This is a genomic window from Natronorubrum tibetense GA33 (genome assembly GCF_000383975.1).
GTDB lineage: Archaea > Halobacteriota > Halobacteria > Halobacteriales > Natrialbaceae > Natronorubrum > Natronorubrum tibetense.
The window spans coordinates 1904547-1928888 of the sequence record NZ_KB913017.1 but is presented as its reverse complement, the minus strand read 5'-3'; the positions used below and the strand labels follow the sequence as shown (position 1 = coordinate 1928888).

The following is a 24342-nucleotide window of genomic DNA, read 5'->3' as shown; positions in this document are numbered from 1 at the left end:
CGGACTCCGGTTGCCGGACCGACACGTCTCTCTGGACTCCCGCTCGAAGGGCTATAATCGTTCGGATCCGCGAACCGTTCGTGGTGCGGATCCGCGATTAGCGGATTTCCCGGCCCGTAACCACCGAATTCGAGGCCACCCACCAAGGTTTATGTTAACTGACCGACGAGAGTTCTGACGTGAGTCTTCGAGCGGGATCCGTCCGCATCAACGACGTCGGCCGAACGATGCGGGCCGCAGCACTCAGTCCGTTCCGCCCGCAGACCTATCTGAACCTCCTATACCTGCTACTCGCGTTCCCGCTCGGAATCCTCTACTTTGTCTTCCTGGTTACCGGATTCTCGCTCGGATTCGGCCTGCTGATCATCTTGGTCGGCGTACCGATCCTGCTCCTCGTACTCGCCGCGAGCCACGTCTTCGCGGCGTTCGAGCGCGCGACGACTCGACATCTGTTGGCAGTCGAGATCGACTCGCCCGACTACCCGTTTCTCGACGGAGAGGGCGGAGTCGACGGCGCTCGACTGCTCGTCTTCGGCATCGAGACGTACGCGGCGATCTGTTACCTCTTTCTTAAGTTCGTCATCGGGATCGTCTCGTTCGTCCTGCTGACGACGATGCTCACCACGTCGGTCGTCCTGCTCCTGACGCCGCTTTATTACGACCAGCCGAACGTGCAGGTGGGCTTGATCAACGGGGGCGAGCCGATCCATCTCACGCCGTCGCTGGCGCTCCCGTGGAACGAGTTACTCGTCGGGGTCGAGTTCGCCGTCACGATCGCCGAGTGGGAGGCGACGACGCTCCCCGAGGCGCTCGCGGTCTCCGCAGTCGGGGTCGTCGCGCTAACCGCCTCGCTCGCGCTGTTGAACGCGTTCGCGTGGCTCAGCGGCCAGTTCAGCCGGCTGTTTCTGGGAACGGCTGGACGGGACGCACTCGAGTACGTCCGGGAACGAACCGCCAGCTAACCGGCCGGTCGGCTGAACTGGTATATAACTGTTCGGCACGACTGCCGGCCCGACAACTGTGAATCCGCTTATAGGATGCTGCCGGTCGACGGTCGAACCGTGATGGGAGACACGCAGACCGACACTGGCACCGGAGTCGGACCGACCGATGGCACGGCACCGCAGCGAGCGGGCCAATCCCATCGAACCGAGCGCACGAACTGGAACGACGGTCGCCGGCGGTCGACGGAGGTGGTATGACGATGGCCGCGATCGAAACGACCGACCTGACGAAACGCTACGGCGAGGAGACGGCCCTCGAGACACTCGAGTTGACCGTCGAAGAAGGCGAAGTGTTCGGCTTTCTCGGGCCGAACGGCGCGGGGAAGACGACGACGATCGACCTCCTGCTGGACTTCATCAGACCCAGCGAGGGGTCGGCGACGGTGCTCGGCTACGACACCCACGAGGAGACCGACGCCGTCCGCGAGCGCGTCGGCATCCTCCCCGACGGCTTCGACCTCTGGGAGCGCTCCTCGGGCTCCCGGCACCTCGAGTTCGCCCTCGACTCCAAGGGTGGGACCGAATCCCCGGAAGCCCTGCTCGAACGGGTCGGACTGGACCTCGCCGACGCCGAGCGACCGGTCGGCGACTACTCGAAGGGGATGAAACAGCGACTCGCGATGGCGATGGCGCTCGTGGGTGACCCAGACCTCCTCGTGCTGGACGAACCCTCGAGCGGCCTCGATCCCCACGGGATCCGGACGTTTCAGGAGATCATCCGCGAGGAAGCTGCCGACGGGACAACCGTCTTCTTCTCGAGTCACATCCTCGGGCAGGTGTCGGCGGTTTGCGACCGCGTCGGCATTCTCGACGACGGCCAGCTCGTCACCGTCGACACCATCGCCGGACTGCGCGAACGCTCGGGCGTGGGCTCGAGTCTCGTCGTCGACGTGGCGGGAGAGCCGTCGGTCCAGCGGACGTCGCTCACCGATATCGGCGGCGTCACCGAGGTGACGGCCGACGACGGCCGCCTCCGAGTCACCTACGCCGACCCGGCCGCGAAGGCGCACGCGATCCATCGGCTCGTCGAGTCCGGAACCCCGATCGTCGACTTCGATATCGAAGAGGCGACGCTCGAGGACCTCTTCTCCGCGTTTACCGGCGTCGAGGCAGAGTCGGTCGGCGAGGGGGCGGCGGCCGACGAGTCGAAGGCGACCCGTCGAACGGCAGCCGACGGCGGCGTAGCGGACGAGGAGGTGGTTCAATGAGCACCACGCTGCTGGCCCGAAAGGATTTCGAGGACGCGATCCGCTCGCGGATGATCTGGGCCGTGATGGGCGTCTTCGTCTTCCTGATGGGAATCATCGCCGTCGGCGCGGCGACCGACAACCTCTCCGAGACCGAACCGACGGAAGTCATCGGCGTCGTCGCCAACATCGGTGGACTCCTCCTCATTCCGATTCTGGCGCTGCTCGTCGGCTACATGGCCGTCGTCGGCGAGCGACAGTCGGGCAGCCTGCGGGTGCTGTTCGGCCTCTCTCACAGCCGCTGGGACGTCTTTGCCGGCAAATTCCTGAGTCGACTGGGAGTCATCGCCGTCGCGTCGGTCGTGGCCTGTCTCGTCGCCATCGTGATCGCAGTCGGACTGTTCGACGACGTGCCGATTGGGACCTTCCTCGGGTTCTCGGCGCTGACGATCCTCCTCGGCATGGCCTTTACTGCCATCGCGGTCGGCGTCTCGGCGATGTCGTCTTCGAGAATGCAGGCGATGGGCGGTGCGATCGGAAGCTACGTCGTGTTCACGCTCGTCTGGCATCCGGCCGTCACGGCCGTCCACTACCTCGTCGAGGGCGAACTGCCCGGCCTCGAGGCCCCCGAGTGGTACTTTTTCCTCCTGCAACTGAACCCGCTCGAGGCCTACCGAGCGGTTTCGAGTGAACTCGCCGATCAGTTCATCTGGCCGATGCTCGGCTGGCAGACCATGGTCGAGGACGTCCCGGAGGAGACGATGGAGAACCCGAACGCGCTCCTGGTCTCGAATCGCGTGAGCGGCGACCTGCCGTTCTATCTCAGCGACTGGTTCGCCGCCGTCATCCTGCTCGCCTGGATCGTGATCCCGCTCGCGATCGGCTACTGGCGGTTCGAGCGGGCGGATCTGAACTGACGACGGTCGCGATTCACCCGGCGCTGCGACCGGGACTCGCTCACTCCCAGTCGTGGAGTTTCGACTCGAGCAACTGGTCGAGAGCGGCGAAGACGGCGTCGACGACGAGCCAGCAGACGACGACGTTGCCGAGTGCGAAGAGACCGATCCGGACCAGGCCGAGCGGACCCGAGATCATCATGGCGGACCAGTTGACGACGGCTGCAAAGAGACCAATTCCGACCAGTTTGAGCGTCAACAGGTTCACGACCGCGCCGCGAGACGGCGCCGCGTCGGTTGTAGACTCCATACTGCGTCTGCCGACGGCAGAGAGTTCAATCCGTTGATTCGTCGAAGCCGACTCGCTCCGCGTCGGCCAGACACCGCTCGCTGGCCGCCTCGAGGTCGAACTCCCGAACCACCTCGCCGTCGCGAACGAGCGGCTCGAGCAGCGCCTCGCCGTCCTCGGGCCCCTCGCGGTCGGCGAGCGCGACGTGGTGGCCCCCCGCTGCCGTTCGGTACACCTCCTTCACGCCCGAGAGCTTGCCCCGCTTGGAAACCGAGTCGCCCTCGAGGGAGACGATATCGAGGCTGAAGTCGACCGAGTCGGCGCCCGTGATGTGGCTACCGACGCCGAAGCCGTCCGCGATATCCCGAAGGTCGCGGATCGACTCGGGGGTGAGCCCGCCGCTACAGAAGATGTCGACGTCCTCGTGGCCCCGGGCATCGAGTTCCCACCGGACCTCGCGGACGATGTGGCGGAAGTCCCCCCGCCTCGAACCCGTGGTGTCGAGGCGAACGCCCTCGAGGTCGTCCCCGAGCGTCTCCGCGGCCAGCAGGCTCTCGCTCTTTTCGTCCCAGAAAGTGTCGGTCAGCGCGATCCGCGGGACGTCCTCGCCGACGGCCTCGTCGAACGCCGTCCAGGCGTCGGCCTGATTCCCCTCGCCGAAGCAGAACATGAGCGCGTGAGGCATCGTTCCCCCGGCTTCCAGACCCAGAACGTCGCCGGCCGCGACGTGCGAGAAGCCGTCGAGTCCGGCGAGCAACGCCGCGCGTTCGACCGTCGCCGCAATCGAGGGATGGACGTGGCGCGCGCCGAAGGAGAGAACGAGCGAGTCGGGCGCGGCCTGCCGAACCTCGAGTGCGCCAGTCGCGAACCCGCTGGGTTGGGACAGAAAGCCGAGTAGGGAGGTCTCGAGTTCGGCGAACTCGAGGTACGGCCCTTCGATCCGCATTACGGGGCCGCCGTCGAACAGTTGGCCGTCTGGCAGCGCGTCGATATCCACGTCGCGGCCCGCAAAGAGCGTCGCAACGTCTTCGACGCCGGTGAACACCTCGAAGGCGCCGGTGGGGAACTGATCGGCCGTCACCTCGGCGACGACGTGGGGATTCTTCCCCGCGTGCTCGAGGGTGTCCCGGGTGCGCTCGAAGTAGGCGTCGGTGGCGCGCCCCTCGAGAATCGCCTCCGCTGGGACGGTTCCGAACGGGTTTGTCATACCGACGACTTTCCGGGGCGAACAAAAAAGCTACTCGTCTGCGGTCGGAGCCGCGATTGCGTCCGTTTTGTCGCTGTCGAAACCCAGATCGAGTGATATTTTGACAGCCTCACAAGTGAGGGGGCGATAGCCGTCGAGATCAGTAACAGGGCACAGTACCGGAGCGACTCCGACCGCGAGAAGAACTGGCAAACGTCCGATTTGCGTTCCCGCGGACGTTACTCGGCAGTCGATTCGGCTTTCAGCGCCGACAGCTCCCGCGCGATAAACCGCCGCTTCGTAAACTACCCTACCCTACTTCGCTCGGTCTGACGACCTCGCTCGTTGAGGGTAGGGCTTTCGCGTGGACTCCCGTTCTATGCCACCGTCGGTGGTAGCAGGGGGGACGTACTCCCCACTCACGTTCAGCGTCCCGCGATTCAAGCGCACGTCTACTGGTGCGCCTCCGTCGCCTGCGTTTTGCCTGCGACGGAGATACTGCAAACCGATGTTCTTGGAGGCGTTGTAGTCGGCGTGGTTCTCATACCCACACTGTTGACACTCGAACGATTCTTGATGCCGATTGTCGTCGTGGGTAAACCCACACGTCGAGCAGCGCTTCGATGTGTTTCGCGGGTCAACCTGTACGACTTCAATGCCGTGTTCTTCAGCCTTGTATTCAACGTACTCGTAGAGGCGTCGGAACGCCCAGATGTGTTGCCACGTCGCCTCGGGGATGTTCTCCCGAATGTGGGTCAACTCCTCGAACACGATGTGCGAACAGTCGTTCTCGACAGCCTCCTCGATAAGTTCGTTCGCCACCGTGTGTAGGTATATCTCGAACCGTCCGTACTCTTTCTGCCCGATTGATTCGATGTTCTCGTGGGCCTGTCGAGAACCACACTGCTGAAGCGATGCACGGCGTTTCTCGTATTCTTGACGCCAGTGGTTAAACTCGTCTGCCGACCAGAATCGCCCCGTTGAAGCGACAGCGACATTGTTGACGCCTAAATCCACACCAAGGACTGTTCTGTGCTTGGATTCGGATTCAGGCGATTCCTCGTCTGCTTCGACTTTCCGCATCGAAGCGTGGAGATACCAGTCACCGTCGCGGTACTGCAAGTGAGCCATCCGAAACTCGAAGTCCTCATCGGAGACGTACTTCGTGGGCGGTGTCTCCGAGTCGTCGGGGAGGATGTAGTCACACTCAACACGCCCATTGACAGTTGAAAGCGAAACGTGGTCGCGGTGGAAGGTCGCACTGCGCTTATTGTAGACCGCGCTGTCGGCAGAAAAGTAGGGTTGCGACGTGCGTTCACCGCGCTTCAGTCGTTCTACACCGCTCTTGACGGCTTCAACTGCTCGACGAATCCCTTTCTGAACGAGGTTTGCGGTGAGGTTGGTTTCGTCCCGCAGTTGGTCGTACAAGGCACGTTCGGCTTTGGCCTTCGAGGTAACGTGGTATCCGTCGTCGCCATGCCAACACCATTCGCTCGCGGTGTTCGCACAATGTTTGAATTGCTCGACTGTCTCACGGAGGGACGCATCGGCGTCCTGATCCACGTCGAGCTTGATTATGGCGGTACGACGGTATTCCACGACGTTTCACATAACATGGCAGTGTTACTAAACGTTCGGGAGTGAGCCTGCCAGAGACCGTGGTACGTTGAGGGATTATCGGCTCCTCCCCTCCCTACTCCGTTCGCTCCGCTCACTCCGTAGAGGAAGGGGCCTCCGCCTTGAAATTTAGGTGAAATAGCCGTACGCGAGCAGCAGTATCGCGGCCAGATCGTACCGAAACGCAGCGAAAAGCACCGGCGGAAAGTGCAACAGCCCGGCGCTGATCGCGACGAACGTCGTTCCCCAGATGAGACAGAGAGTGAGAAACAAGCCGCCGTTCCGATATCGGTTCACGAACCGGGTATTGTCCGCATTCCTGCTTGAACGTACCGAACGACACGTCCCCCAAGGGACCACCGCTCCGCTTCGACCGGCCCCACAGTTGCGCTATGTTCGCGCCTCGCGTTCAGTACTGGGCGACGACGTTCGATCGGCAACGGCAGTGAGCTACGGCCGCGAAGCCACGATCGACCCTGACATAGTCGTCGCCGGAGTCGGCACCGTGACCGGCTCCTCGAGCGTCGCCGAGGCCGTCTCCGACCCGTGAATCGCCTCGATATCGTCGACCGTCGGCGCGCCGACGAGTTCGACGCGGTCTCCGTCGACGGTCACGCGGTAGGCACCGGCGAACGCCTCGCCGTCCTCGATTCGGTAGACGTCGTCCGCGCGCTCCACCGCCGTCGCCCCGCGGTTCTCGAGAAGCGTTCGGTAGGCCGCGGCGAACTTGTCGGCGTCGTCCTCGCTCTCCCAGGCAAGAGACCAGACGTGGCCGGTTCGGTCCTCGTCGTCCGCGTCGTGGTAGATCTGCATGGAGTCACCGGTCCAGCCGTCGGTCGCCGGGTAGGAGTAGTTGTACGGCGAGAGGTCGGTCGCTCCGTCGGTGAGCCAGCGGTCGACGACGTCGTTCGTCCAGAGGGCGGCGAACAGCGTCGCCTCGCCGACCGTCTCCGTGCGTGGTTCGCCTCCTCGGGTGAACGGCACCCAGTCGTCGCTCGAGCGGTCCGGCACCACGACGTCGACCGGCCGATCGTCCGGATATTTTTCGGGGTGGATCAGCTGGCTCGTACTCGCCGGCCGGTCGTCGTAGGCATCGTCGACGGCCGCCCAGCCGCCCCGATCGCGGAGGTGGTCGACGAACGGCGGGCCCTCCGAGTACGGCGCGTAGATCGAGAGAAAGAGCCCGGCGTTGAACGGTGTTCCGCCGAGATTGGTGGCCGGCGGGCGTTCGTACTCGGCCAGACACTGCCACTCCTCGCCACAGCGCTGGTCGTACAGATACGGGATGTACTCCGCTTCACCCTCGGTAAGCCCGATCTCGGCGCGCTGTTCGTCGATCGACTGGCCGCTCCGGTCGAGCCCAAAGTGTTGGTCCTGCAGGGCGTGGACCAGTTCGTGGACCAGCGTGTTACGGTCGATCCGAATTTCGTCCGTGTCGTCCGTGATGATGACGATTCGATGGCTCGTGTAGTAGCCCTGGACGGCCCCGCCGTAGAGGGTGTTCATCGCCTGGCTGACGTCCGTCTCGCCGTTGACGATGAACGCGCCGCGCCAGACCTCGTTGACGAACGGCGACGCCGACCTGGGCTCGCCGCGCTGGCTACGATACTCCTCTCTGGAGATCACCTCGAGCCTGACGTCGTGTTCGAACTTCATCTCGCGAACGACCTCGATCCGGGCCATCGAGCGGTACTTGACGGCCTCGAGCTGGCGCTCGGTGAGCGCGTCCGCGTCGTCGAACTCGAAGGCGTCGTCGTGCGCGTAGCCGCCGACGTAGCCGAGTTCTCGATCGGTATCGAACCGGTCCGGGGAGTCGGGAAGCGCACAGCCCGAGAGCACGAGAAGGGAGACGACCGCAATGAGTCCGAGGTGGCCCCGTTGCATCGAGCACCTCTTTCGAGGGCGGGGCCATAGGTTCATCGCTCGCCGCGGTTCGAGCGCATCCGCTGACTACCCACAGCGCTCAGTTCCGGACGCGCGCCGCGAGCACGGCGGCCACGATGGCGATCACCGCACCGGGGGCGGCGAACCCGGGAATGGAGTCGTCGTTGGCCGCACTGTCATCGTCCTCACTTTCCGTTCCATCAGTCTCGTCCGACTCGCTCGTCTCGTCGGACCCGTCGGTCGACTCGCTACCGGCGGTGACTCCCGCTTCGATATCGTCCAGTTCGTCGACCGACGGCGCGCGAACGACCGTTACCGTCTCGCCATCCGTCTGGACGGCGTACGCGCCGGGGTATGCGCCGTCGATTTCGTAGAGACCGTCGCGGTCGTCGACGGCCTCGGCGTCGTTGATCTCGAGCAACTCGCCGTAGCCGTCGACGAACTGGTCGGCGTCCTCGCTCGAGGTCCACTCGGTCTGCCAGACAAAGCCGGTCTCCTCGGTTGCGGGCGTTCCGTTCGCCGCCGCGTCCGAATCGACGTAGGTAACGAGTTGGTCGCCCGCCCAGCCGTCCGTATACGGCTGATCGTAGTCGATGCGGAAATCGGGGGTGAGGAAGTCCTCGTCCTCGATCACCGACGGCTGGTTCGGGTCGGGCGCGTTCCCGCCGAACATCGCGACCATTCCCGCTTCGCCTACCGTCTCAGTCGCGACCTCGCCGTCGACCTCGAACGGTTCCCAAGAGTCGGCGGACTCGTCTTCGACACTAACGTCGGCCATCTCACGGTCTTCGTCGGGGTGGATCACCTCGGCGGAATGCTGTGGCGGATCGTCGTAGGCCGCGTCGACTGCGGACCACCCGTCGTCGGCCTCGAGCAGGAAGTCGACGTACTCCGGTCCTTCGTCGTAGGGGTGGATGAGCATCGCGTAGATACCCCAGTTGATGTCACTCGGTTGAGTCGGCTGCGCGTTGGTCTCGGGAAGACAATCCCACTCGACCCCGCAATTACGGTCGTACTCGGTTTCCACCGTCACGGCGTCGCCCTCGATCAGCCCGTTTTTCGCGTTGTCCTGATCGATGGTCTCGCGGTCGTACCCCGAGAGGTCGAAGTGCTGATCCTGCAAGGCGTGAAGCAGTTCGTGGCCGAGGATCACCTCGTCCACCTCGGGCGACTCGGGACTGTCCGAAACGAGGACGATCTCGTTCGCACTCGGGTCGTAGTAGCCGCCGACGCTATCGCCGTACATGGCCTCGAGTGCCGCCTCCGCGTCGGTCTCGCTGTCAACCATGAACAGCGCCTCGTAGGTGACGTTCTGTTGAACCCGTTCGTCCGCGGAGAGTTCGACGAACAGTTCCTCGTGGTCCTCCTGGAACTCCTCGCGGGAGATGACGTCGACCGGGACCTCGTCCTCGAAGGTCAGCCCGCGGATCTCCTCGACGCGCGCCATCGATCGGTAGATCACCGACTCGAGTTCGTCCTCGTCTTCGATGGCGGCGTCGTCACGGTCGTCGACGTCCAGTTCGTCGTCGTGCCAGTAGCCCTCAACGTAGCCGACGGTGTCTTCGGTGGACGGATCGTCGGGCCGGTCGGCGGAGTCGCCCGCGGGCAACAGCGGAACCGCGCCGCTGGCCGCGACGAACAGCAGTGCGAGCATCGACACCGCGACCAGCGCGGCGAGGAACCGCGTTCGCGTCAGTGTGGCCGTCATTTGGAAGCGTTGACAGGCAGTAAGGAAAGGAGTGTAAAAAGGCCGCTGGTTGGTGCTGGACTCGTCGGCTCTCGGTCACGCCTGCCCGCGAAATGGCGTCCCCGGCGACGGCCGTCCCGTCACGAACGTTTTTGCCGGCGAGTCCGTAGAAGACGATAGTTATGGACCTCGAGCCAGCCGACACCGCGGTCGTGGTCGTGGACATGCAAAACGGCTTTTGTCACCCAGACGGCTCGCTGTACGCGCCGGGCAGCGAAACCGTCATCGAGCCAATCGCCGACCTCGTCGAACGGGCCCGCGAGGCCGACCTGCAGGTGATCTACACGCGAGACATCCACCCGCCCGAACAGTTCGACGACGCCCACTACTACGACGAGTTCGAGCAGTGGGGCGAACACGTCCTCGAGGGGTCGTGGGAGGCCGACATCGTCGACGAACTCACCGTCGAGGAGGACGACCACGTCGTCGAGAAACACACCTACGACGCCTTCTACAACACGGAACTCGAGGGCTGGCTAAACGCCCGCGGGATCGACGATCTCGTGCTCTGTGGCACCCTCGCGAACGTCTGCGTGCTCCACACCGGTGGCAGTGCTGGGCTACGAGACTTCCGGCCGCTCATGGTCGAAGACTGCATCGGCGCGATCGAGGACGACCACAAAGCGTACGCTATCGACCACGCCGACTGGCTGTTTGGCGAGGTCGTCGACAGCGACAATCTCGCATTCGGCGACGAGTAAGCGGAGGTGATGGAGAAGCGGGCGAGACGCAGCGGCTTCGTCCATCGATCGGTGATCGCGGATCGACCCGAAGTGAGAGCGTTTTCTACCCCCGGTCCCAAGAACGTGGTATGAGAATCTCTCGGCAACCTCGAGACGGGGTGCTCGAACGCCTCGCGGACGACACGGGTGGGACCGTATGAACGAGCGACGAATGCAGACGATGTACGTCGTCGGGATCGCGCTGAACGCGGTCGCGCTGGTCTACGCGGCGATGGACGGCTCACCGCTGTTCGCGGTTACGTTCGGCATCGTCATGATCTACCTCGGCGTGCGGTACTGGATGGTCTCGAACGCCTAACCGGCCGCAAACGCCTAAGAAGCGTGTCGAAGTTCAGGTGCAACCGTATCGCCGACGAGACTGTACCGAAAACCGATGCTCGAGTCGGTCCCTCCACTCGTCGAAACGGCTATCTACGGCTACTTCCTCCTCGTCGCGGCGATCGGCTGTTACCTCCACGGACGCCTCTGGATCAGTGCTCGGAGCCGGAATCGCGACGAGTTAGCCGATGAGACACCCGGTATCGAGAGCTAGACGTTGGTCTTCGCGAGCGCGCAGGCCGGGTCTCGATCCGTCGGTTCGCCGTGGGCCTAGACGACGATTCTACTCGGGCCGAAACACCCGGTAGGCACCCTGTCCGGTCGCGACCTCCTTCGTCTCGCCGTCCGGTGTCGTGCTCTCGACGGTGATCTCGCTGACGCCGACGCTGCCGCCGAGACGGACGACGTTCGCCGTCGCCGAGAGGTCGCCAACGGCGGGCCGGAGGTAGTTGACGTTCAGGTTGATCGTTGCGATTCGGGCGCCGAACGGGTCGTCCATCTCCGTTCGGAGCGCGAGGCCGCCGACGGTGTCGATCAGCGTCGCGGCGACGCCGCCGTGGAGATCCGCGCGTTCGTCCGACGGCGCGTTCGGCCGCGTGTTGCTCAACTTCTCGTCGTAGGGAAGCGCGAGCGTCATCGTGCCGTCGCCGACGTCGTCGACGCGCGTCCCGATCCACGAGAGGAATTCCTGATTCTCGTCGATGAAGTGCTGGAGCAGACTCTCGAGGTCGTCGAACTCGTCCATTGTCGTCCGCATGTCCTCGGTCATGTCCGTTGCTCCCAGACCGACGTTCTTTACGCCTCCGCTTTGGGGTTTGCCCGTTGAAAACTGTTCATACCAACGGTCGCAAGCAACGTCCTCACCCGTCTCCCGCACCGTAGACGAACACAAGCCTGCCTCACAGGTCCCGTGGTGATAGCAGTGTCCGACACCGACCCCGAGTACGACGTCGACTTCCGAGCGAACCCTGACCAGTACGAAATTGGCCGCGGAGAAGAAGGCGTGTTTAAAGTCGAACCGTACAAGAGCGAACTCCTCCCGCTGTGGTCGTACAAAGACGCGGAGGCGGCCCGCGAGTCCGCCGAGGCGATCTACGAGCGGTACGAACGCTACCTCGAGGACGACGACTTTCCCGGAATGGACATGGCTCGAAAGTACCTCCAGATGGGGTATACGCGGGCGATGCGCTACGCGAAGTATCCCGGCGGAACAAAGTACGAGGACGGGAGCGAGGCGCTACGCGCCTCGGATGACGAGCGGACAGCGTCCGCGAGTGGCGACGAGCGCGAGCCCCAGCGCTGGGCCGACCGCGAGAAGCGCGCCGCCGCGCTCGTCTTCGAGCGCTACTGGGAGCGCGTTCGGGAGGATCAAGCCTATCTCGAGGCGAAAGACGCCCACCGAGAGCGACGACGGACGAAGTAGGAGCAGATGGCGAGCAGCGCTCGATATAGGTAGAGGAGTTACCACTCCGAACCGACCAAGCAACGTGCGGTGGCGTGCGCTGGCTCTCGGTGAGCGGAGAGCGAACCGTGAGCCGAAGTCGTACGAGGTCGTCGCGAGTAATACGAGCGACTGCGTGGAAGACGCGAAGCGTCTTCCTAGGGATGAGCGAGCGACGCCGGAGCGAGCGTAGCGCGGAACCGCAGGTTCCGCGGACCATGCGAACGGGCGCGAAGCGCCCGTGAGCAGAAATCGGATGGGGAGGACGTGGCACCCATTGCCGCCAGCGAGCGCAACACGCTCGTGTTCACTAACTCCTCAATACGATCGCTTCGTTCACTACGCCCACGAAGTGGTCGAGGGAACGAACTGCAGCGACCGACGCCCAAACTCGAGCGTAGAATCAGTCGTCGACACTCGAGCGAACCCGTACCCGAACCTTCTCGCCGACCTCGAATTCCGTGTCCGGGCAGATCAGCTTCGCCCCGAAGTCGGCGTCTCGAGCGCAGAACAGCGAGAGGCCGGTGATCGACTCGCCGTTCGCGGTGACGACCACGTCGTCCCACTCGATCGTCCGACCTCGAGCGACGCCGAGTCGGTCGCCGTTCAGCGAGACAGGAGTCGGATCCCCCTCGAGCGCCTCGTCGCGGCCGTGAATCCCGCCACCGTCGTAGTGTGGGAGCCCGCCGTCGAGCACCCCGCCACCGTCGGAGCGATCCTCGTCGGCCCGAACTCCCACGAACGTCTCGCCCGGATCGGGATGGACCGGCGCGTCGAGCACGGCGTACGTCTCTCCGGTCGAAACCACCGTTCCGGTGCCGTCCCACTCAAGCGGCCGAATCTCGACGCCCACCTCGAGCGGGAGCGATCCCGATGCCCGGTGCGGGTTCTGGTCGGGACCCCGAAAGCCGACGTGGAGGTGGTTGTCGACCCAGGGGGCGAAAAAGCCCGCGCGGACGAGCGTTCCCAGCGAGTCCCCTCGCTCCACTCGTTCCCCCGCTTCGACCGACGGCTCGACGTGGAGGATTCTGGCCGTCAGCCCCGCGAGGTCTCCGGGGCCGTCACACTCGACCAGAATCAGGTAGTCGTGCTCGGGCGCGTAGGGTTTCGACGGCGCGCGGACGGCTCTGGTCTCGAGAACCGTTCCCGAGACCGGACTCGGTGCCGCAGTCGTGCGGCCGTCCCGAAGCGTGCCGGGGTAGCAGTCGATCGCACAGCCCTCGTCGTGGGCGGGGTACGGCGAATTGTACAGCGAGAAGCGCTGATACTGCCCCAGCAGCGCCTCGGGGAGCGTTACGGCCATCGGTTGTCAGTACCGACTGCGCAGCGGGAGCGTTTAGGTCCGTCGGGACCAACCTCGGGCCGATGCGAGTGCTTCGCGGCCGCGCGGCGACGATCGAGACCGACCGCGACGTGACCCGGCGACTGCTCTCGACGGCCGCCGACGGCGACCCCGCCGTTCGAGTCTGGACGCCCCACCGGCAAGTCGCGTTCGGCAGACGGGACCAGCGACTCGAGGGCTACGATCGGGCCCGCGAGCGCGCTCGAGAGCGCGGCTTCCCGCCCGTCGATCGTGACGTCGGCGGGCGAGCGGTAGCGTACGACGGGAAGACGGCGCTCGCGTTCGCCAGCGCGGAACCGGTCGCGGACTTTCGGCGAGGGACCGACGATCGATACGAGCGCGTCACGACCGCCGTCGAGGAGGCGCTTGGGAAACTCGAGTCCGACGGCGAATCGCTCGAGCCGACCCGCGGCGAACCCGACGACTCGTTCTGTCCCGGGACGCACTCGCTGTCGCTGACGGATGCAACCGGCCGCCAGCGCAAGGTCGTCGGCATCGCCCAGCGCGTTCGTCAGAACGCCGCGGTGGTCGCCGGCTGCGTCCTGGTTTCGAATCGCGAGGGGATCGCGGCCGTCCTCGAGTCGGTCTACGGCGCGCTCGCAGTGCCGTTCGACCCCGAGACGGTCGGCACCGTCGCAGACGCGGGCGGGCCCTCGGACCCCGCGATCGTTCGCTCAGCACTCGAGGACGCTCTCGTCGGCGACGAACGACCGGCCGTGACGGTCGACTCCGTGACCGAACTCGGCAGCAATTGAGACGGTCCGATAGGTGCCGGATCCCACGTTCGGCGGCCGATAGTGGGCGAACGACGGACGCCGACGGCGCGCCGTCGTGGCGATGAGACAAGGTTTTTCCTCTCGGTACCGTCGGAGACGAGTATGACTCGAGCCCGACCAACCGCGGAGGGAGGACGATGACGACGGACGCGGCCGACTCGCAGTGGACGGCCGTCCTCGAGGACGCGACGGCGATCGCCGAGGAGTACCAGGAGAACGGCTGGGACGCGATCGTCCTCGAGCCCGACGCCGTCTCGCCGGTCGACGGCGAGGAACGGACCGGGTTCGACGTGGAGGTGTCGCCCGACGAGTACGAGTTCCTCGAGCGGCTCATCGAGAGCAGCGAGGTCACCGTCACGACGGCGGACGTCTACTACCGCCCGCCCGAGAGCGACACCGAGCAGCGGGTCGCCCTCGCGGTCGAGCGCGACGACGAAACGGAGACGGCCGTGTTCGTCCCCTTGAAATACGATCTCGACGACTCGAGAGCCGTCTTCGAGACGGCGCTGCGGGCGGAGGAACTCCTCCTTCACGTGACGACCGCCACGCCGGCGGACGACGGCTGGGTCAGCTTCTCGCACGACGATCCGTCGCTGTTTCTCGAGGAATCCGACGTCCGGGAGTGGAGTCAGTAAGGGGACGTCTTCCGCTCGACCGGCGGTTATTCCGGCCAGCCGGAACTGTTCAGCACGAATCGAACTCGAACTCGCCGTTGAGCGCCATCGAGTGGTCGTCGTAGTACGCATAGAGGGTTTGTGGCGCGGTGTATCGCCCGCCGTAGTGGCCGACGGGGCCGTTCGTGTCGATGATGTTATCGGCGTGGTCCGTTGTGAATTGGAAGTTCTCACGTTCGAAAACGAGTTCGTCGTCGAGCCAGTATCGAACAATTCCGTCGGCGTTCGCCTCGTCGTTGGTGATCGTATTTGTGCACACGTAGTACTCGAAATCGTACCACACGCCAGATTCGATCTCGGGCGATCCCCGCGCGTATTTCTCGCCATCGAGGAGGTAATCGTGATCCCCGGTGCCGTCGCCGTTGCCCATGTGGTACGTGTTCGAGAGGAGGTGGAACGGACCGTTCGGGTCAGTGCCTCTATCGGTCACGTACAGGCGATTACTCCAGCCGTTAGTGCCGTCGGGGATACCGCCCCCGGCACTCCCTTCGCCGCGGGCGATCGCACAGTTCCAGAGCCGACAGTTCGATGGCGCGTTGCGGCCGCCCATCGTCCAGTTGGTGTTGAGTGCGAAGGTGACGCGCCCGTTGAGTTCGAACAGTCCGTCCTCGAAGTCGTAGTGCGTACTCACGCCCCAGTGGTCGTCTTCGCGGATCCGGAGTTGCAAAGCGCTCTCTCCGGACGCCGTCGGGTCGGAAACGATCGTCATGTTGTCGGGGTCGCCGTTCGACACGCAGTAGAGCTCTTCCCAGTTCCCGTAGTCGTCGTAGTCGAGGTGGACGATCGAATCCGGTCGGTCACAGCTCGCAGCCGCAGCATCGGTTCCGAGACCGGTCACACCGAGCAGACTGCCGGCCCCGGCGAGGGTTCCAAGCTGCAGCGTCCGGCGTCGGGTTAGACCGCTACCGGTCGATTGCTCGTTCGATTCGTCACTGCGAGGGTCGTCAGCCGCACGGGGTTCCGTATCCGTCGTATTCGTAGACATCCAACTCGCTATTGATGACAGACACTATTTGTATCGAATTTACTACGAAAAACGGGGAGTCCGATCACGTAACTGCACTAACCGTTGCCGAACGCGAGATAGTCGTAGGGCCGTGACTACTCCACCCATTGGGTCTACGGGCGGTGTCGATCCGCAACGAATGGCAATAGCCACGCGTCGTTCGACGCCTGCAGCGTGAACGACTCGCATAGTGGGCGTCGAGCCGACCGGCGTTCGCCGCGAGAACGACGACCTACCGACGAAATCGATCGTTCGCTCACGAACAACAGTGGACAGGGACCCCCTTATACGCGGTAACCGGGCGATTCGTCCGTATCGGTTCGCCCTCGAGCCGCGGCCGAACGCGGGACGAGTTACTCCTCGTCTTCCTGTTCCCGCAGTTCCTCGCTGGCTGCACGAACTTCACGCATGACACTCGAGATTCGCTCTTCGGCCTCGAGTTCGTCCTCGACGGAGAGGTCGACGCCCTCCACTTCCAGCAGGAACTTGGCGACCTCGGTCGACTCGTACATCACGTCGTCGAGTTCCTCGGCGGTGAAGAAATCACACATCGCGCCGTAGAGGAAGGTCGCGCCGGCCGTCCGGACCTTGTCCTCGAAGGAGGATCGGGCCTGGTTGACCGCCTGTGGCGTGTAGGTGTCGGTCATGAACGGGACGAGTTCGGGCAGGTTCTCGCCGATCTTGGTCATCTCGACGCCGGTCTCGGTGCGGAAGTCCGAACAGAGGCGGGCGATGGCCCACTCGCGGGCGGTGATGTAGGTTCTGTCGCGCAGGAACTCGTTGACCCGGTCGTACTGCGCGCCGTCCATTTTCGTGAACCGGGCGTACTTCTGGACGTCCTCCGGGACATCAGATTCCTCCGGTTCGGGATCCGGGACGTTCGGCATCGGGCCGTCGCTACTCGCCTCGTCGGCACCGTCGTTGCTCGCCTCGCTGTCACCCTCGTCGGGAGTCGTTTCGGGCGTTCCGGACCGAGAGTCCGATTCAGGAGGAGCGTTCGATTCAGGGGAAGGGTCCGAATCGGAGGGAGATTGGGCGTCCTGATCTGCGTCGGACGCCGGTTCGCGTTCGGCGTCGACTCGAGCGGCGTTCAGTCCGTCGTCGTCCATGGCCGCGTATTGCGAGCAACTCGGGATAAGCATTGTTCTCGAGAGTGTGTCGGCGGCGGAGAGGCCCTCGTTTCAGATCTGTCTCGAGGAGGGACGTCGCCATCGTAAACAGTTGCTGTGTGTACAGGAGTTCTACCGGATTTAAGTTCGTGAGGGATGTTCGCTACGATATGTCACAGACACCAGTCGTGGTGAAGGCAGTACGAACTCCGCAGGGGAAAGAAGACGGCGTGTACGCCGACGTCCGCAGCGAGGACCTCTCGGTGCCGCTGATCGACGAGATCCTCGCCGAGACTGGTCTCTCCGGCGAGGAGGTCGACGACCTCATGTGGGGTTGCGCCCAGCAGCGCGGCGAACAGGACAACAACGTCGCTCGCGTCATCGCCCTCCTCTCGGAACTCGGCGAGGGCGTCCCGGCGACGACGATCAACCGCTGGTGTGCCTCCTCCATGCAGGCGGTTATCTCCGCCTCCGACGCTATCGCGGCGGGCAACCGCGACGCCGTCATCGCCGGCGGTGTCGAGAGCATGTCCCGCGTCCCGATGGGCGAGAACTCGATGGAGGTCAACCCGCGACTCGCCGAGATGTACAACATCGGTGAACTCCAGATGGGGATGACCGCCGAGAAGGTCGCCGAGGAGTACGGCGTCAGCCGCGAGGAACAGGACGAGTACGCCGCCCGCAGCCAACAGAACGCCGAGGAAGCGACCGAGGAAGGTCGCTTCGACGACGAGATCGTCCCGATCGAGACCGAGGACGGCACCGTCACCGAAGACGAAGGCATCCGTCCCGGCACGACCGCCGAGAAACTCGCGGGGCTGCCGACCGTCTTCAAATCCGACGGCACCGTCACGCCGGGTAATGCCTCGCAGATCTCCGACGGCGCCTCCGCGCTGCTCGTCACGAGCGAGGCGTTCGCCGAGGAGCACGACCTCGAGATCATGGCCGAAGTCGGCATGAACAACGTCGCCGGCGTCGACCCGACCGTGATGGGGATCGGCCCGGTGCCGGCAACCGAGGGGCTGCTCGAGCGCAACGGCCGCGATATCGACGAGTACGATCTGGTCGAACTCAACGAGGCGTTCGCGAGCCAGTCGGTCTACTCGCGCGACGAACTCGGTATCGATCCCGAAATCTTCAACGTCAACGGCGGTGCCATCGCCATCGGCCACCCGCTGGGTGCCTCCGGTGCGCGTCTCCCCGTCACGCTGATTCACGAACTCCAGAAGCGCGGCGGCGGCCTCGGACTCGCGACGCTCTGTGTCGGCTTCGGACAGGGTGCAGCGATCGAATTCGACGTCAACTGAGCTAGCCCGCACGAATTCCGTATTCTTTCTGAAAGTATCGAACGGCGAGTAGCGAGGGCAATCCGCGTACGGTGGCGCGCGCTGGGCTTCGGCTCGCTGTTCGCTCGCCGAAGCTCAAAATTGCGCGAGGTCGTCGCGGGTAGTGCGGGATCTTCGATCCCGCAAACCATGCGAACGAACAGTGCGCGGCGCTACGCGTCGCGACTGTCGAGACGAGCGCGGAACCGAAGGTTCCGCGAGCAGTCGAACGAGTGCGTAGCACCCGTGAGACGACGGCGGAGCCGTCTCGCAGCACCCGTGAGAAGATATCACGAGCGACTGCGTGGAAGAGTGAGCGACCGAGAACGACGACTCGAGGACCGAAACTCACCGGAACCCCGAGATGACCGTGAATTTAGATAGCTCGATCCCGACAGTACACGCATGAGCAACCTCCTACTGGCAGCGATCGTCGGCATCCCGCTCGCCTGGCACCTCGCCCTCACCGCGTTCGTCTACTACGATTCCAAAAAGGTCGGCCTCGAGCCGCCGAAAAAGTGGGTCGCGATCACGTTCTGCATCCCCATCTTCGGCTTCTTCATCTACCTCTTCGAGCGCAGCGAACTCGATTACAAGCCGGAGGAGGACCCCTACCGTGGGCACAACTTCAACATCCACCCCTCGAGAGCTGACGACGCGCCGCTGCGATCCCGCGGCGACGACCGACCCGACCCCAAGGACGCCGACTGGGATGGCACCGACGACTGGGACGAGACGAACGGGGAGGAGTGGGGCGGTCGCAAGGGCGACTGGGGGAGCCGAGACGACGGCGACGACGAGCGGGAGAGTCGGTAGAGTACGCTCATCCGGACGGCGAATACCAACGTTACTCCCCGACCGCCAGCGTCTTCATCACGACGGGAACGCTCTCGCCGCTCGACATCGGCTCGCCGACGACGAGGGAGTCCCCGTCACCGGCGACGAGTTCGTAGTTTGGATAGACGTGACACGACTGATCGCCAGTACACCGGGAACCGGCGTCACAGTTTGGTAGCACGTACCAATCGACGCTCGCGTGGCGGCGCGGCTACTGGTCGCGTCGCGTTCGGATTCACCGGAGAGCCCTCGTCGCGTTCGACCCCGCGTTCGTTTGGGTTCTAGTTCAGTTCGGACTGGTCGGCGCGAAATCGCGAACAAAAGCGAGTCGATCGGCGTCTCAACGCCTCGAGTCGGCGTCCGGCCCCCCGTGCTCATCGGCCTGCTGGAAGCCATTTCTGGTGGACCGCGAGCCGCCGCCCTCCGGTCGGGCCGTCAAATCGGTACAGGAACCCGTCTCAGTCGTCGGCCGGCGCGGCCGCGTCGCCGCCGAACTGGCCGTCGGGCACCGTGCCGTCGTCGTTCCAGCCGCGTTCTTCGTAGTACTCCGCGAGCCCCTGCTCGAAGTCGGGAATCTCGTAGGGGAGCGTGTCGTCGCCCCGGTCGAAGCCGCGTTGGTTGTTGAAGTGGCGCTCGAGGGTGACGACCTCGCCGCCGAGGTCGAGCAGGTCTTCGTAGTCGGTGTCGAGCAGCGTCTCCATGCGCTCGGGAGTCACGAAGTCTCGCGAGAACTTGCAGAGGACCGCGCTGTCTTTGATCGCGTTAATGTTCTCGAGTTCGACGACCTTCGGCGGTTTGCCCTCGAGGCCCTCCTTGTCGAAAGCGTCGTCGGCGTCGACCAGCGGGTACTCGTAGGGGTAGAACTCGGCGTACATGTGGTCGGCACCGCGGTTCGAGGTGGCGAAAGCGAGTCCCTGCCCGTTCAGAGTCCGGCCGTCGTGGGCGGCAAACTCCATGCCCTTGACGGACCAGTTCTCGACGCCCAGTTCGTCGTGGATGCGGTCGACGCCCTCGGCGAGCGTGTCGCCGATGCCCTCACGGTGGGCGATCTTCTCGACCAGGTCGTGAATGAGATCCGCGTTGCCGAACTCGTCTTCGCTTGCGAGGTAGGCGGCGACGGTATCGCCGGCCGAAATCGTGTCCAGGCCGTACTCGTCACAGAGCTTGTTCGATTTCATCAGATCGACGATGTCGTCGATGCCGGAGTTCGAGCCAAAGGCCATGAGCGTTTCGTACTCCGGCCCCTCGGTCTCGAGTCCGGACTCCTCGTCTCGGGTCGGGAGTTTGCAGGCAAAGGCACAGGCCGAGCAGGTGCCTTTCTTGTACTTCTTTTCTTCCACGCGGTCGCCGCTGATGCCGTCGATTCCCTCGAAAGAGAGCTCCGAGAAGTAGTAGCTCGGCAAGGCCTCGACCATGTTCGCGTACTCTGCGACCGAGGTGGTCCCCTGCTGTTTCATCGGATGCTCGACCTGTGCGGCCTCGCCGTGGATCTCCATCTGGAGCGGCGGGATCTCGATTTCGTGAGTCGAGTCGCCGTCGAAGGTGATCGCCTTGACGTTCTTCGAACCGAGGACAGCGCCGAGGCCGCCGCGGCCGAACGCGCGCTCCTCGGAGGTCATGATCGAGGCGAAGCGGACCTGGTTCTCGCCCGCGGGGCCGACGACGACCGTGTGTTCGTTCTCGAGGCCGTGTTCGTCCTCGATGTAGTCGCAGGTTTCGGGGACGGTCGCCTCCTCGAGGTCGGGCACCTCCTCGAACTCGACGCCCTCGTCGGTGACGTGGACGATGACGAGATCATCGCTTGCGCCGGTGATCTCGACGGCGCTGTAGCCCGTTCCGGTGAAGTTCCGCGAGAGGAACCCGCCGGCGTTCGAGGAGAGCAGGCCGTCGGTCAGCGGCGAGACGCTCGTCGCCGACATCCGGCCGGTGAAGCTCATCGTCGAGTGCTGGAGCGGCCCCGTTGCGAAGTAGAGGCGGTTCTCGTCCCCCAGCGGGTCGACATCGAACGGGATCCGATCGTGCGCCAGTTTCGTACCGAGCGCGCGCCCGCCGAGGAACGACTCGAGGACGTCGTCGATGTCCTCGGTCTCGCTCGTTCGTGCTCCGACGTCGACCGTACACAGTGGCCCCTGTACGTGTTTCATATACAGGATCATCCCCTCTCCGACTGCAAAATGGTACCGGTTCCTGTTACCCGGACACAAGGTCGCGATCGGTGGTCGATAGGAGCACCCCTCGTTCGAAACCGGTTCCCCATCCATCACGCAGATGCACAGTCCGACGTACTTTAGCCGTCTTGGTGAGAGCACTCGACAATGTCACGATCGGAGGGTCCACCCGACGACCCGACGCTGGACGATCTCTACGAGCAACTCGAGACCCTGGCGGAGACGGTCGACGACCCCGCCGAGCGAACGGAAGTCCGGCGGACCATGCGACTGGCCGACCGACTCTCCCACAACGGGATGGTCAACCGGGTGATCACGCAGTTCACCGGGAAGGACAAGGCGGAGGCGTTCGTCGGCAGCGTCATCATCGGACTCCCGATGCTCGTCGAGGACGGCGTCATCGACATCGGCGCGTTCCTCGCGACGACCCCGGCGTTTTTCGCCGTCAACATCGCACTCGCTGTCTCGCTGGTCGTCGGTATCCTCTACGTCGCCGACTTCCGCGAGGTGCAGATCCACAACCCCTACTTCGGCCTCGTGCCGCGCCGACCGGTGTGGGTCCTTGGCATCGCATTCGTGACGGCGACGGCGATGATGACACTGTGGGGCCGAGTCACCTGGGACGAGCCGTGGATCAACCTCTGTCAGGTGTCCGTGGTCTTCACCGCGATGGCGATCGGCGGCTCGCTGGGCGACATTCTGCCCGGCGAGGACTGATCGACTTCCTGCCCATCTCGCTCCGGACCGATCGAACCACGTGCGGTGGCGCGCGCCGGCTGCGAGGCGCGACCAGCGGGAGCGCCTCGAGAGCGAACGGGGAGCATAGCAACCCGTGAGCCGCGACGAACGAACAGTGAATCGCGGCTCGAAGGCGCGCGAGGTCGTCGCGAGTGAAACGAGCGACTGCGTGGAAGACACAAAGTGTCTTCCTATGGATGAGCGAACGAAGTGAGCGTAGCGCGGAACCCCCGGTTCCGCGAACCATTCGAACGGGCGCAAAGCGCCCGTGAGAAGAAATCGGTTGGGGAGGACGTGGAAATCCTCGCCGCCAGTGTGGGCAGTACGGCCAGTTCGTCAGTGAAATCGTCTGAGTAGACGATATCGAAACGTGGATCGATCGAGAAAACCTCACTCCGTCGACTGCAGTTTCGGAATCTCGTGGTCCGGAACGTGCAGCTCGTCGTCCAGTACGACCTCGAGTCGCCCGTCCTCGATCAAGCGATCGATCTGCTCATGGGTGAACCGACCGTCGCACTCCGCGCCGACGAACGTCACGAAGCGCTCGGTACGTTCGACGACGGTCGCGAGGGAGTCGCCGGTTCGGTAGGAGTAGTGGACGGTCGTACCGGGAAAGAGGGCCGCGGCGGTCGTTCGGAGGGGCAACGGACGGGGGAAGTCCATACGCGAGCACTTCCCGAGGGGACTATATCTTTTGTGGAGCACAGCTCGGAGCCACGCCGAGAGACACGATAGCGAAAGCACACACAGACGACGACCAGACGCTCGATCGAAGCCGATTACGCGAGCCCGTCTCCGTTACCGGCGAGTTCGCGCAGGTGATCGACGCCGACGGGCGGGCCCCGAACGAGCAACGAGTCGCCGGCTGCACAGACCAGATCCCCTGTCGGGTCGAACGTCCACGCGTTGCCGCCACTCCGACGGATCGCGAGGACGACCACGCCCGCGCCCTCCTCGAACTCGAGGTCGGCGATCGTCGTCCCGTCCAGATCGCTTTCGGCGATGACCGTCACGGCCGCGATAACCTCCTCGCTGTCCTCGAGCGCCGCGCCGAACACCGGCGGCAGTTCGACATCCCGCAGGACGACCTCGGCGATGTCGACGGCGGCGTCACAGATCGCCTCCGAAGCGGCTGCGAGGTGGAGCAGCCCCCGGAGTTCGTCGGCGTTCCAGTCGCCGCCGGTCTCGATGACCCAGGTCTCGAGGTCGGCCTTTCGAACGTCGGACTGCTCCTCGAGCGAGATGACCTCCCGCGCGAGTTCGTCGCTGTCGAACCGCGCCGCGCCGTAGGCCAGCCCGACGGCGAGTTCGGCCATGTCCTTGAGTTCGACGACGGCGTCGGCCGCGCGCTCGAGGTCGGCCGTCGTCTCCGGCGGCTCGGTCGGGGCCGGAAACGCCTCGCCGGTCGCCCGCCGATAGACCGACTCGATCCCGTCTCGGGGACCGCGGCCGACGACGACGTCGCCTACCTGCAGACGGTCGTCGCCGTCGGGAGCAAACGACCACTCGCCGGCGCGTCGGATCGCGATGAGTCGAACGCCCTCCTTGAGGTCGAGTTCGAGTTCCCGCAATCGGCTTCCGGCGAAGTCGGAGTCCTCGCCGACGGTCGCCCGAACGAGTCGCTCGTCAGCGTCCGGGAAGGCGTGTTCGAACGCGGCCGGAACGCCGTCCTCCTCGAGGACGATCCGGGCGACGTCGCCCGCGGCCTCGGTGATCCGGACGGCGCTCGAGGCCACCTGAAAGAGCCCGACGAGGCGCTCGGCCTCCTCGGCGCGTTTCGCGGCGAGCATCAGGGCGATCCGGCTGTGGTACTGTAGGTAGTTCACCCGGGCCTCGAGTTCGACGACTTCGTCGGCGAGATCGGCGTCGTCATAGCGCACGGCAGAGTAGGCGAGATCGACCGCGAGCTCCGAGGTGTCTTTGAGTTCGACGAGCGTCTCCCGGACGTTCCGGGGCTCGTAGGAGATTTCGCGCATGACTCCTGATCTGGGGGGCTGACTAATCAGGATTGGGACACGGACTCGATGAACCGGCCGGGAGCCGAGAGCCGACGCG

26 protein-coding genes are annotated in these 24342 nt (G+C 64.5%); 12 read left to right on the top strand and 14 right to left on the bottom strand.

What is annotated here, in order from left to right; genetic code table 11:
• The first annotated feature begins 179 nt into the window (after window positions 1-179).
• From NATTI_RS0109970 to NATTI_RS0109955, 3 genes are all read left to right on the top strand, one after another.
• Window positions 180-962 carry a sensor domain-containing protein gene (locus NATTI_RS0109970; RefSeq protein ID WP_006087748.1) on the top strand — a complete coding sequence of 261 codons (783 nt, stop codon included), beginning with the start codon at window positions 180-182 and terminating at the stop codon, window positions 960-962.
• Window positions 963-1204: 242 nt separating this feature from the next.
• Entirely contained in the window at window positions 1205-2212 is a 1008-nt protein-coding gene (locus NATTI_RS0109960; RefSeq protein ID WP_193787771.1) for an ABC transporter ATP-binding protein, read from the top strand.
• On the top strand, window positions 2209-3108 hold the full coding sequence (locus tag NATTI_RS0109955; protein WP_006087746.1) for an ABC transporter permease: 900 nt from the start codon (window positions 2209-2211) through the stop codon (window positions 3106-3108). The genes NATTI_RS0109960 and NATTI_RS0109955 overlap by 4 nt, the downstream gene beginning before the upstream one ends.
• A 40-nt stretch (window positions 3109-3148) precedes the next feature.
• On the opposite strand, the gene NATTI_RS0109950 is transcribed toward NATTI_RS0109955, so the two are convergent.
• The 6 genes from NATTI_RS0109950 to NATTI_RS0109925 form a co-directional block, all read right to left on the bottom strand.
• The gene (locus NATTI_RS0109950) at window positions 3149-3397 is read right to left on the bottom strand and encodes a hypothetical protein (protein WP_006087745.1); all 249 of its coding nucleotides are present in this window, start codon (window positions 3395-3397) and stop codon (window positions 3149-3151) included.
• Window positions 3398-3422: 25 nt separating this feature from the next.
• On the bottom strand, window positions 3423-4583 hold the full coding sequence (locus NATTI_RS0109945) for a nicotinate phosphoribosyltransferase (RefSeq protein ID WP_006087744.1): 1161 nt from the start codon (window positions 4581-4583) through the stop codon (window positions 3423-3425).
• 294 nt (window positions 4584-4877) lie between these two features.
• On the bottom strand, window positions 4878-6161 hold the full coding sequence (locus NATTI_RS0109940) for an RNA-guided endonuclease InsQ/TnpB family protein (RefSeq protein WP_019991790.1): 1284 nt from the start codon (window positions 6159-6161) through the stop codon (window positions 4878-4880).
• Window positions 6162-6308: 147 nt separating this feature from the next.
• Entirely contained in the window at window positions 6309-6476 is a 168-nt protein-coding gene (locus tag NATTI_RS26050) for a hypothetical protein (RefSeq protein ID WP_006087742.1), read from the bottom strand.
• A gap of 153 nt (window positions 6477-6629) precedes the next feature.
• A complete protein-coding gene (locus NATTI_RS0109930; RefSeq protein ID WP_006087741.1) occupies window positions 6630-8063 on the bottom strand; it encodes an Hvo_1808 family surface protein in 1434 nt (477 codons plus the stop codon).
• Between the two features lie 79 nt (window positions 8064-8142).
• Window positions 8143-9771, bottom strand: coding sequence for an Hvo_1808 family surface protein (locus NATTI_RS0109925; RefSeq protein WP_006087740.1), 1629 nt, complete (start codon window positions 9769-9771; stop codon window positions 8143-8145).
• Between the two features lie 161 nt (window positions 9772-9932).
• On the opposite strand from NATTI_RS0109925, the gene NATTI_RS0109920 reads away from it, so the two are divergent.
• From NATTI_RS0109920 to NATTI_RS26510, 3 genes are all read left to right on the top strand, one after another.
• Window positions 9933-10511 carry a cysteine hydrolase family protein gene (locus tag NATTI_RS0109920; protein ID WP_006087739.1) on the top strand — a complete coding sequence of 193 codons (579 nt, stop codon included), beginning with the start codon at window positions 9933-9935 and terminating at the stop codon, window positions 10509-10511.
• Window positions 10512-10689: 178 nt separating this feature from the next.
• A complete protein-coding gene (locus NATTI_RS26515; protein WP_006087738.1) occupies window positions 10690-10851 on the top strand; it encodes a hypothetical protein in 162 nt (53 codons plus the stop codon).
• Between the two features lie 75 nt (window positions 10852-10926).
• Window positions 10927-11085, top strand: a complete 159-nt coding sequence (locus NATTI_RS26510) for a hypothetical protein (RefSeq protein ID WP_006087737.1) — start codon at window positions 10927-10929, stop codon at window positions 11083-11085.
• Window positions 11086-11154: 69 nt separating this feature from the next.
• Here NATTI_RS26510 and NATTI_RS0109905 read toward each other — a convergent pair whose 3' ends face one another.
• The gene (locus tag NATTI_RS0109905) at window positions 11155-11640 is read right to left on the bottom strand and encodes a PaaI family thioesterase (protein ID WP_006087736.1); all 486 of its coding nucleotides are present in this window, start codon (window positions 11638-11640) and stop codon (window positions 11155-11157) included.
• A 153-nt stretch (window positions 11641-11793) separates the two neighbouring features.
• Here NATTI_RS0109905 and NATTI_RS0109900 point away from each other — a divergent pair, with 153 nt between their 5' ends.
• Window positions 11794-12294 (top strand): DUF4385 family protein, encoded by a 501-nt coding sequence (locus tag NATTI_RS0109900; protein WP_006087735.1) that lies wholly within the window; start codon window positions 11794-11796, stop codon window positions 12292-12294.
• 421 nt (window positions 12295-12715) lie between these two features.
• On the opposite strand, the gene NATTI_RS0109895 is transcribed toward NATTI_RS0109900, so the two are convergent.
• On the bottom strand, window positions 12716-13615 hold the full coding sequence (locus NATTI_RS0109895) for a hypothetical protein (protein ID WP_006087734.1): 900 nt from the start codon (window positions 13613-13615) through the stop codon (window positions 12716-12718).
• A gap of 62 nt (window positions 13616-13677) precedes the next feature.
• Here NATTI_RS0109895 and NATTI_RS0109890 point away from each other — a divergent pair, with 62 nt between their 5' ends.
• Both NATTI_RS0109890 and NATTI_RS0109885 read left to right on the top strand, forming a co-directional pair.
• Window positions 13678-14409: a lipoyl protein ligase domain-containing protein gene (locus NATTI_RS0109890; RefSeq protein WP_006087733.1), complete on the top strand. Its 732-nt coding sequence runs from the start codon at window positions 13678-13680 to the stop codon at window positions 14407-14409.
• 158 nt (window positions 14410-14567) lie between these two features.
• The gene (locus tag NATTI_RS0109885) at window positions 14568-15065 is read left to right on the top strand and encodes a DUF7529 family protein (protein WP_006087732.1); all 498 of its coding nucleotides are present in this window, start codon (window positions 14568-14570) and stop codon (window positions 15063-15065) included.
• A 49-nt stretch (window positions 15066-15114) separates the two neighbouring features.
• On the opposite strand, the gene NATTI_RS0109880 is transcribed toward NATTI_RS0109885, so the two are convergent.
• Together NATTI_RS0109880 and NATTI_RS0109875 are read right to left on the bottom strand one after the other, a co-directional pair.
• Window positions 15115-16089 carry a hypothetical protein gene (locus NATTI_RS0109880; protein WP_006087731.1) on the bottom strand — a complete coding sequence of 325 codons (975 nt, stop codon included), beginning with the start codon at window positions 16087-16089 and terminating at the stop codon, window positions 15115-15117.
• A 374-nt stretch (window positions 16090-16463) separates the two neighbouring features.
• Entirely contained in the window at window positions 16464-17219 is a 756-nt protein-coding gene (locus NATTI_RS0109875) for a DUF5806 family protein (RefSeq protein WP_006087730.1), read from the bottom strand.
• 170 nt (window positions 17220-17389) lie between these two features.
• Here NATTI_RS0109875 and NATTI_RS0109865 point away from each other — a divergent pair, with 170 nt between their 5' ends.
• Both NATTI_RS0109865 and NATTI_RS0109860 read left to right on the top strand, forming a co-directional pair.
• Window positions 17390-18526, top strand: a complete 1137-nt coding sequence (locus NATTI_RS0109865; RefSeq protein ID WP_027119115.1) for a thiolase family protein — start codon at window positions 17390-17392, stop codon at window positions 18524-18526.
• A 423-nt stretch (window positions 18527-18949) separates the two neighbouring features.
• Window positions 18950-19360 (top strand): hypothetical protein, encoded by a 411-nt coding sequence (locus NATTI_RS0109860; protein ID WP_006087728.1) that lies wholly within the window; start codon window positions 18950-18952, stop codon window positions 19358-19360.
• Window positions 19361-19391: 31 nt separating this feature from the next.
• Here NATTI_RS0109860 and NATTI_RS26505 read toward each other — a convergent pair whose 3' ends face one another.
• Together NATTI_RS26505 and NATTI_RS0109850 are read right to left on the bottom strand one after the other, a co-directional pair.
• On the bottom strand, window positions 19392-19562 hold the full coding sequence (locus NATTI_RS26505) for a hypothetical protein (RefSeq protein WP_006087727.1): 171 nt from the start codon (window positions 19560-19562) through the stop codon (window positions 19392-19394).
• 277 nt (window positions 19563-19839) lie between these two features.
• Window positions 19840-21525: an aldehyde ferredoxin oxidoreductase family protein gene (locus NATTI_RS0109850; RefSeq protein WP_027119114.1), complete on the bottom strand. Its 1686-nt coding sequence runs from the start codon at window positions 21523-21525 to the stop codon at window positions 19840-19842.
• A gap of 171 nt (window positions 21526-21696) precedes the next feature.
• Here NATTI_RS0109850 and NATTI_RS0109845 point away from each other — a divergent pair, with 171 nt between their 5' ends.
• Window positions 21697-22266 carry a DUF2391 family protein gene (locus tag NATTI_RS0109845; RefSeq protein ID WP_006087725.1) on the top strand — a complete coding sequence of 190 codons (570 nt, stop codon included), beginning with the start codon at window positions 21697-21699 and terminating at the stop codon, window positions 22264-22266.
• Window positions 22267-22677: 411 nt separating this feature from the next.
• On the opposite strand, the gene NATTI_RS0109840 is transcribed toward NATTI_RS0109845, so the two are convergent.
• Together NATTI_RS0109840 and NATTI_RS0109835 are read right to left on the bottom strand one after the other, a co-directional pair.
• Complete coding sequence (locus NATTI_RS0109840) at window positions 22678-22950, bottom strand: hypothetical protein (protein ID WP_006087724.1); 273 nt, start codon at window positions 22948-22950, stop codon at window positions 22678-22680.
• Between the two features lie 116 nt (window positions 22951-23066).
• Window positions 23067-24263 (bottom strand): potassium channel family protein, encoded by a 1197-nt coding sequence (locus NATTI_RS0109835; RefSeq protein ID WP_006087723.1) that lies wholly within the window; start codon window positions 24261-24263, stop codon window positions 23067-23069.
• Window positions 24264-24342: the final 79 nt, after the last annotated feature.

What these genes read in the sequence shown, in the direction of transcription:
- NATTI_RS0109960 (WP_193787771.1), top strand. Translation starts at nt 1,205, where the DNA reads ATGGCCGCGATCGAAACGACCGACCTGACGAAACGCTACGGCGAGGAG.
- NATTI_RS0109955 (WP_006087746.1), top strand. Translation starts at nt 2,209, where the DNA reads ATGAGCACCACGCTGCTGGCCCGAAAGGATTTCGAGGACGCGATCCGC.
- NATTI_RS0109950 (WP_006087745.1), bottom strand. Translation starts at nt 3,397, where the DNA reads ATGGAGTCTACAACCGACGCGGCGCCGTCTCGCGGCGCGGTCGTGAAC.
- NATTI_RS0109945 (WP_006087744.1), bottom strand. Translation starts at nt 4,583, where the DNA reads ATGACAAACCCGTTCGGAACCGTCCCAGCGGAGGCGATTCTCGAGGGG.
- NATTI_RS0109930 (WP_006087741.1), bottom strand. Translation starts at nt 8,063, where the DNA reads ATGCAACGGGGCCACCTCGGACTCATTGCGGTCGTCTCCCTTCTCGTG.
- NATTI_RS0109925 (WP_006087740.1), bottom strand. Translation starts at nt 9,771, where the DNA reads ATGACGGCCACACTGACGCGAACGCGGTTCCTCGCCGCGCTGGTCGCG.
- NATTI_RS0109920 (WP_006087739.1), top strand. Translation starts at nt 9,933, where the DNA reads ATGGACCTCGAGCCAGCCGACACCGCGGTCGTGGTCGTGGACATGCAA.
- NATTI_RS26515 (WP_006087738.1), top strand. Translation starts at nt 10,690, where the DNA reads ATGAACGAGCGACGAATGCAGACGATGTACGTCGTCGGGATCGCGCTG.
- NATTI_RS26510 (WP_006087737.1), top strand. Translation starts at nt 10,927, where the DNA reads ATGCTCGAGTCGGTCCCTCCACTCGTCGAAACGGCTATCTACGGCTAC.
- NATTI_RS0109905 (WP_006087736.1), bottom strand. Translation starts at nt 11,640, where the DNA reads ATGACCGAGGACATGCGGACGACAATGGACGAGTTCGACGACCTCGAG.
- NATTI_RS0109895 (WP_006087734.1), bottom strand. Translation starts at nt 13,615, where the DNA reads ATGGCCGTAACGCTCCCCGAGGCGCTGCTGGGGCAGTATCAGCGCTTC.
- NATTI_RS0109890 (WP_006087733.1), top strand. Translation starts at nt 13,678, where the DNA reads ATGCGAGTGCTTCGCGGCCGCGCGGCGACGATCGAGACCGACCGCGAC.
- NATTI_RS0109885 (WP_006087732.1), top strand. Translation starts at nt 14,568, where the DNA reads ATGACGACGGACGCGGCCGACTCGCAGTGGACGGCCGTCCTCGAGGAC.
- NATTI_RS0109880 (WP_006087731.1), bottom strand. Translation starts at nt 16,089, where the DNA reads ATGTCTACGAATACGACGGATACGGAACCCCGTGCGGCTGACGACCCT.
- NATTI_RS0109875 (WP_006087730.1), bottom strand. Translation starts at nt 17,219, where the DNA reads ATGGACGACGACGGACTGAACGCCGCTCGAGTCGACGCCGAACGCGAA.
- NATTI_RS0109865 (WP_027119115.1), top strand. Translation starts at nt 17,390, where the DNA reads ATGTCACAGACACCAGTCGTGGTGAAGGCAGTACGAACTCCGCAGGGG.
- NATTI_RS0109860 (WP_006087728.1), top strand. Translation starts at nt 18,950, where the DNA reads ATGAGCAACCTCCTACTGGCAGCGATCGTCGGCATCCCGCTCGCCTGG.
- NATTI_RS0109850 (WP_027119114.1), bottom strand. Translation starts at nt 21,525, where the DNA reads ATGAAACACGTACAGGGGCCACTGTGTACGGTCGACGTCGGAGCACGA.
- NATTI_RS0109845 (WP_006087725.1), top strand. Translation starts at nt 21,697, where the DNA reads ATGTCACGATCGGAGGGTCCACCCGACGACCCGACGCTGGACGATCTC.
- NATTI_RS0109840 (WP_006087724.1), bottom strand. Translation starts at nt 22,950, where the DNA reads ATGGACTTCCCCCGTCCGTTGCCCCTCCGAACGACCGCCGCGGCCCTC.
- NATTI_RS0109835 (WP_006087723.1), bottom strand. Translation starts at nt 24,263, where the DNA reads ATGCGCGAAATCTCCTACGAGCCCCGGAACGTCCGGGAGACGCTCGTC.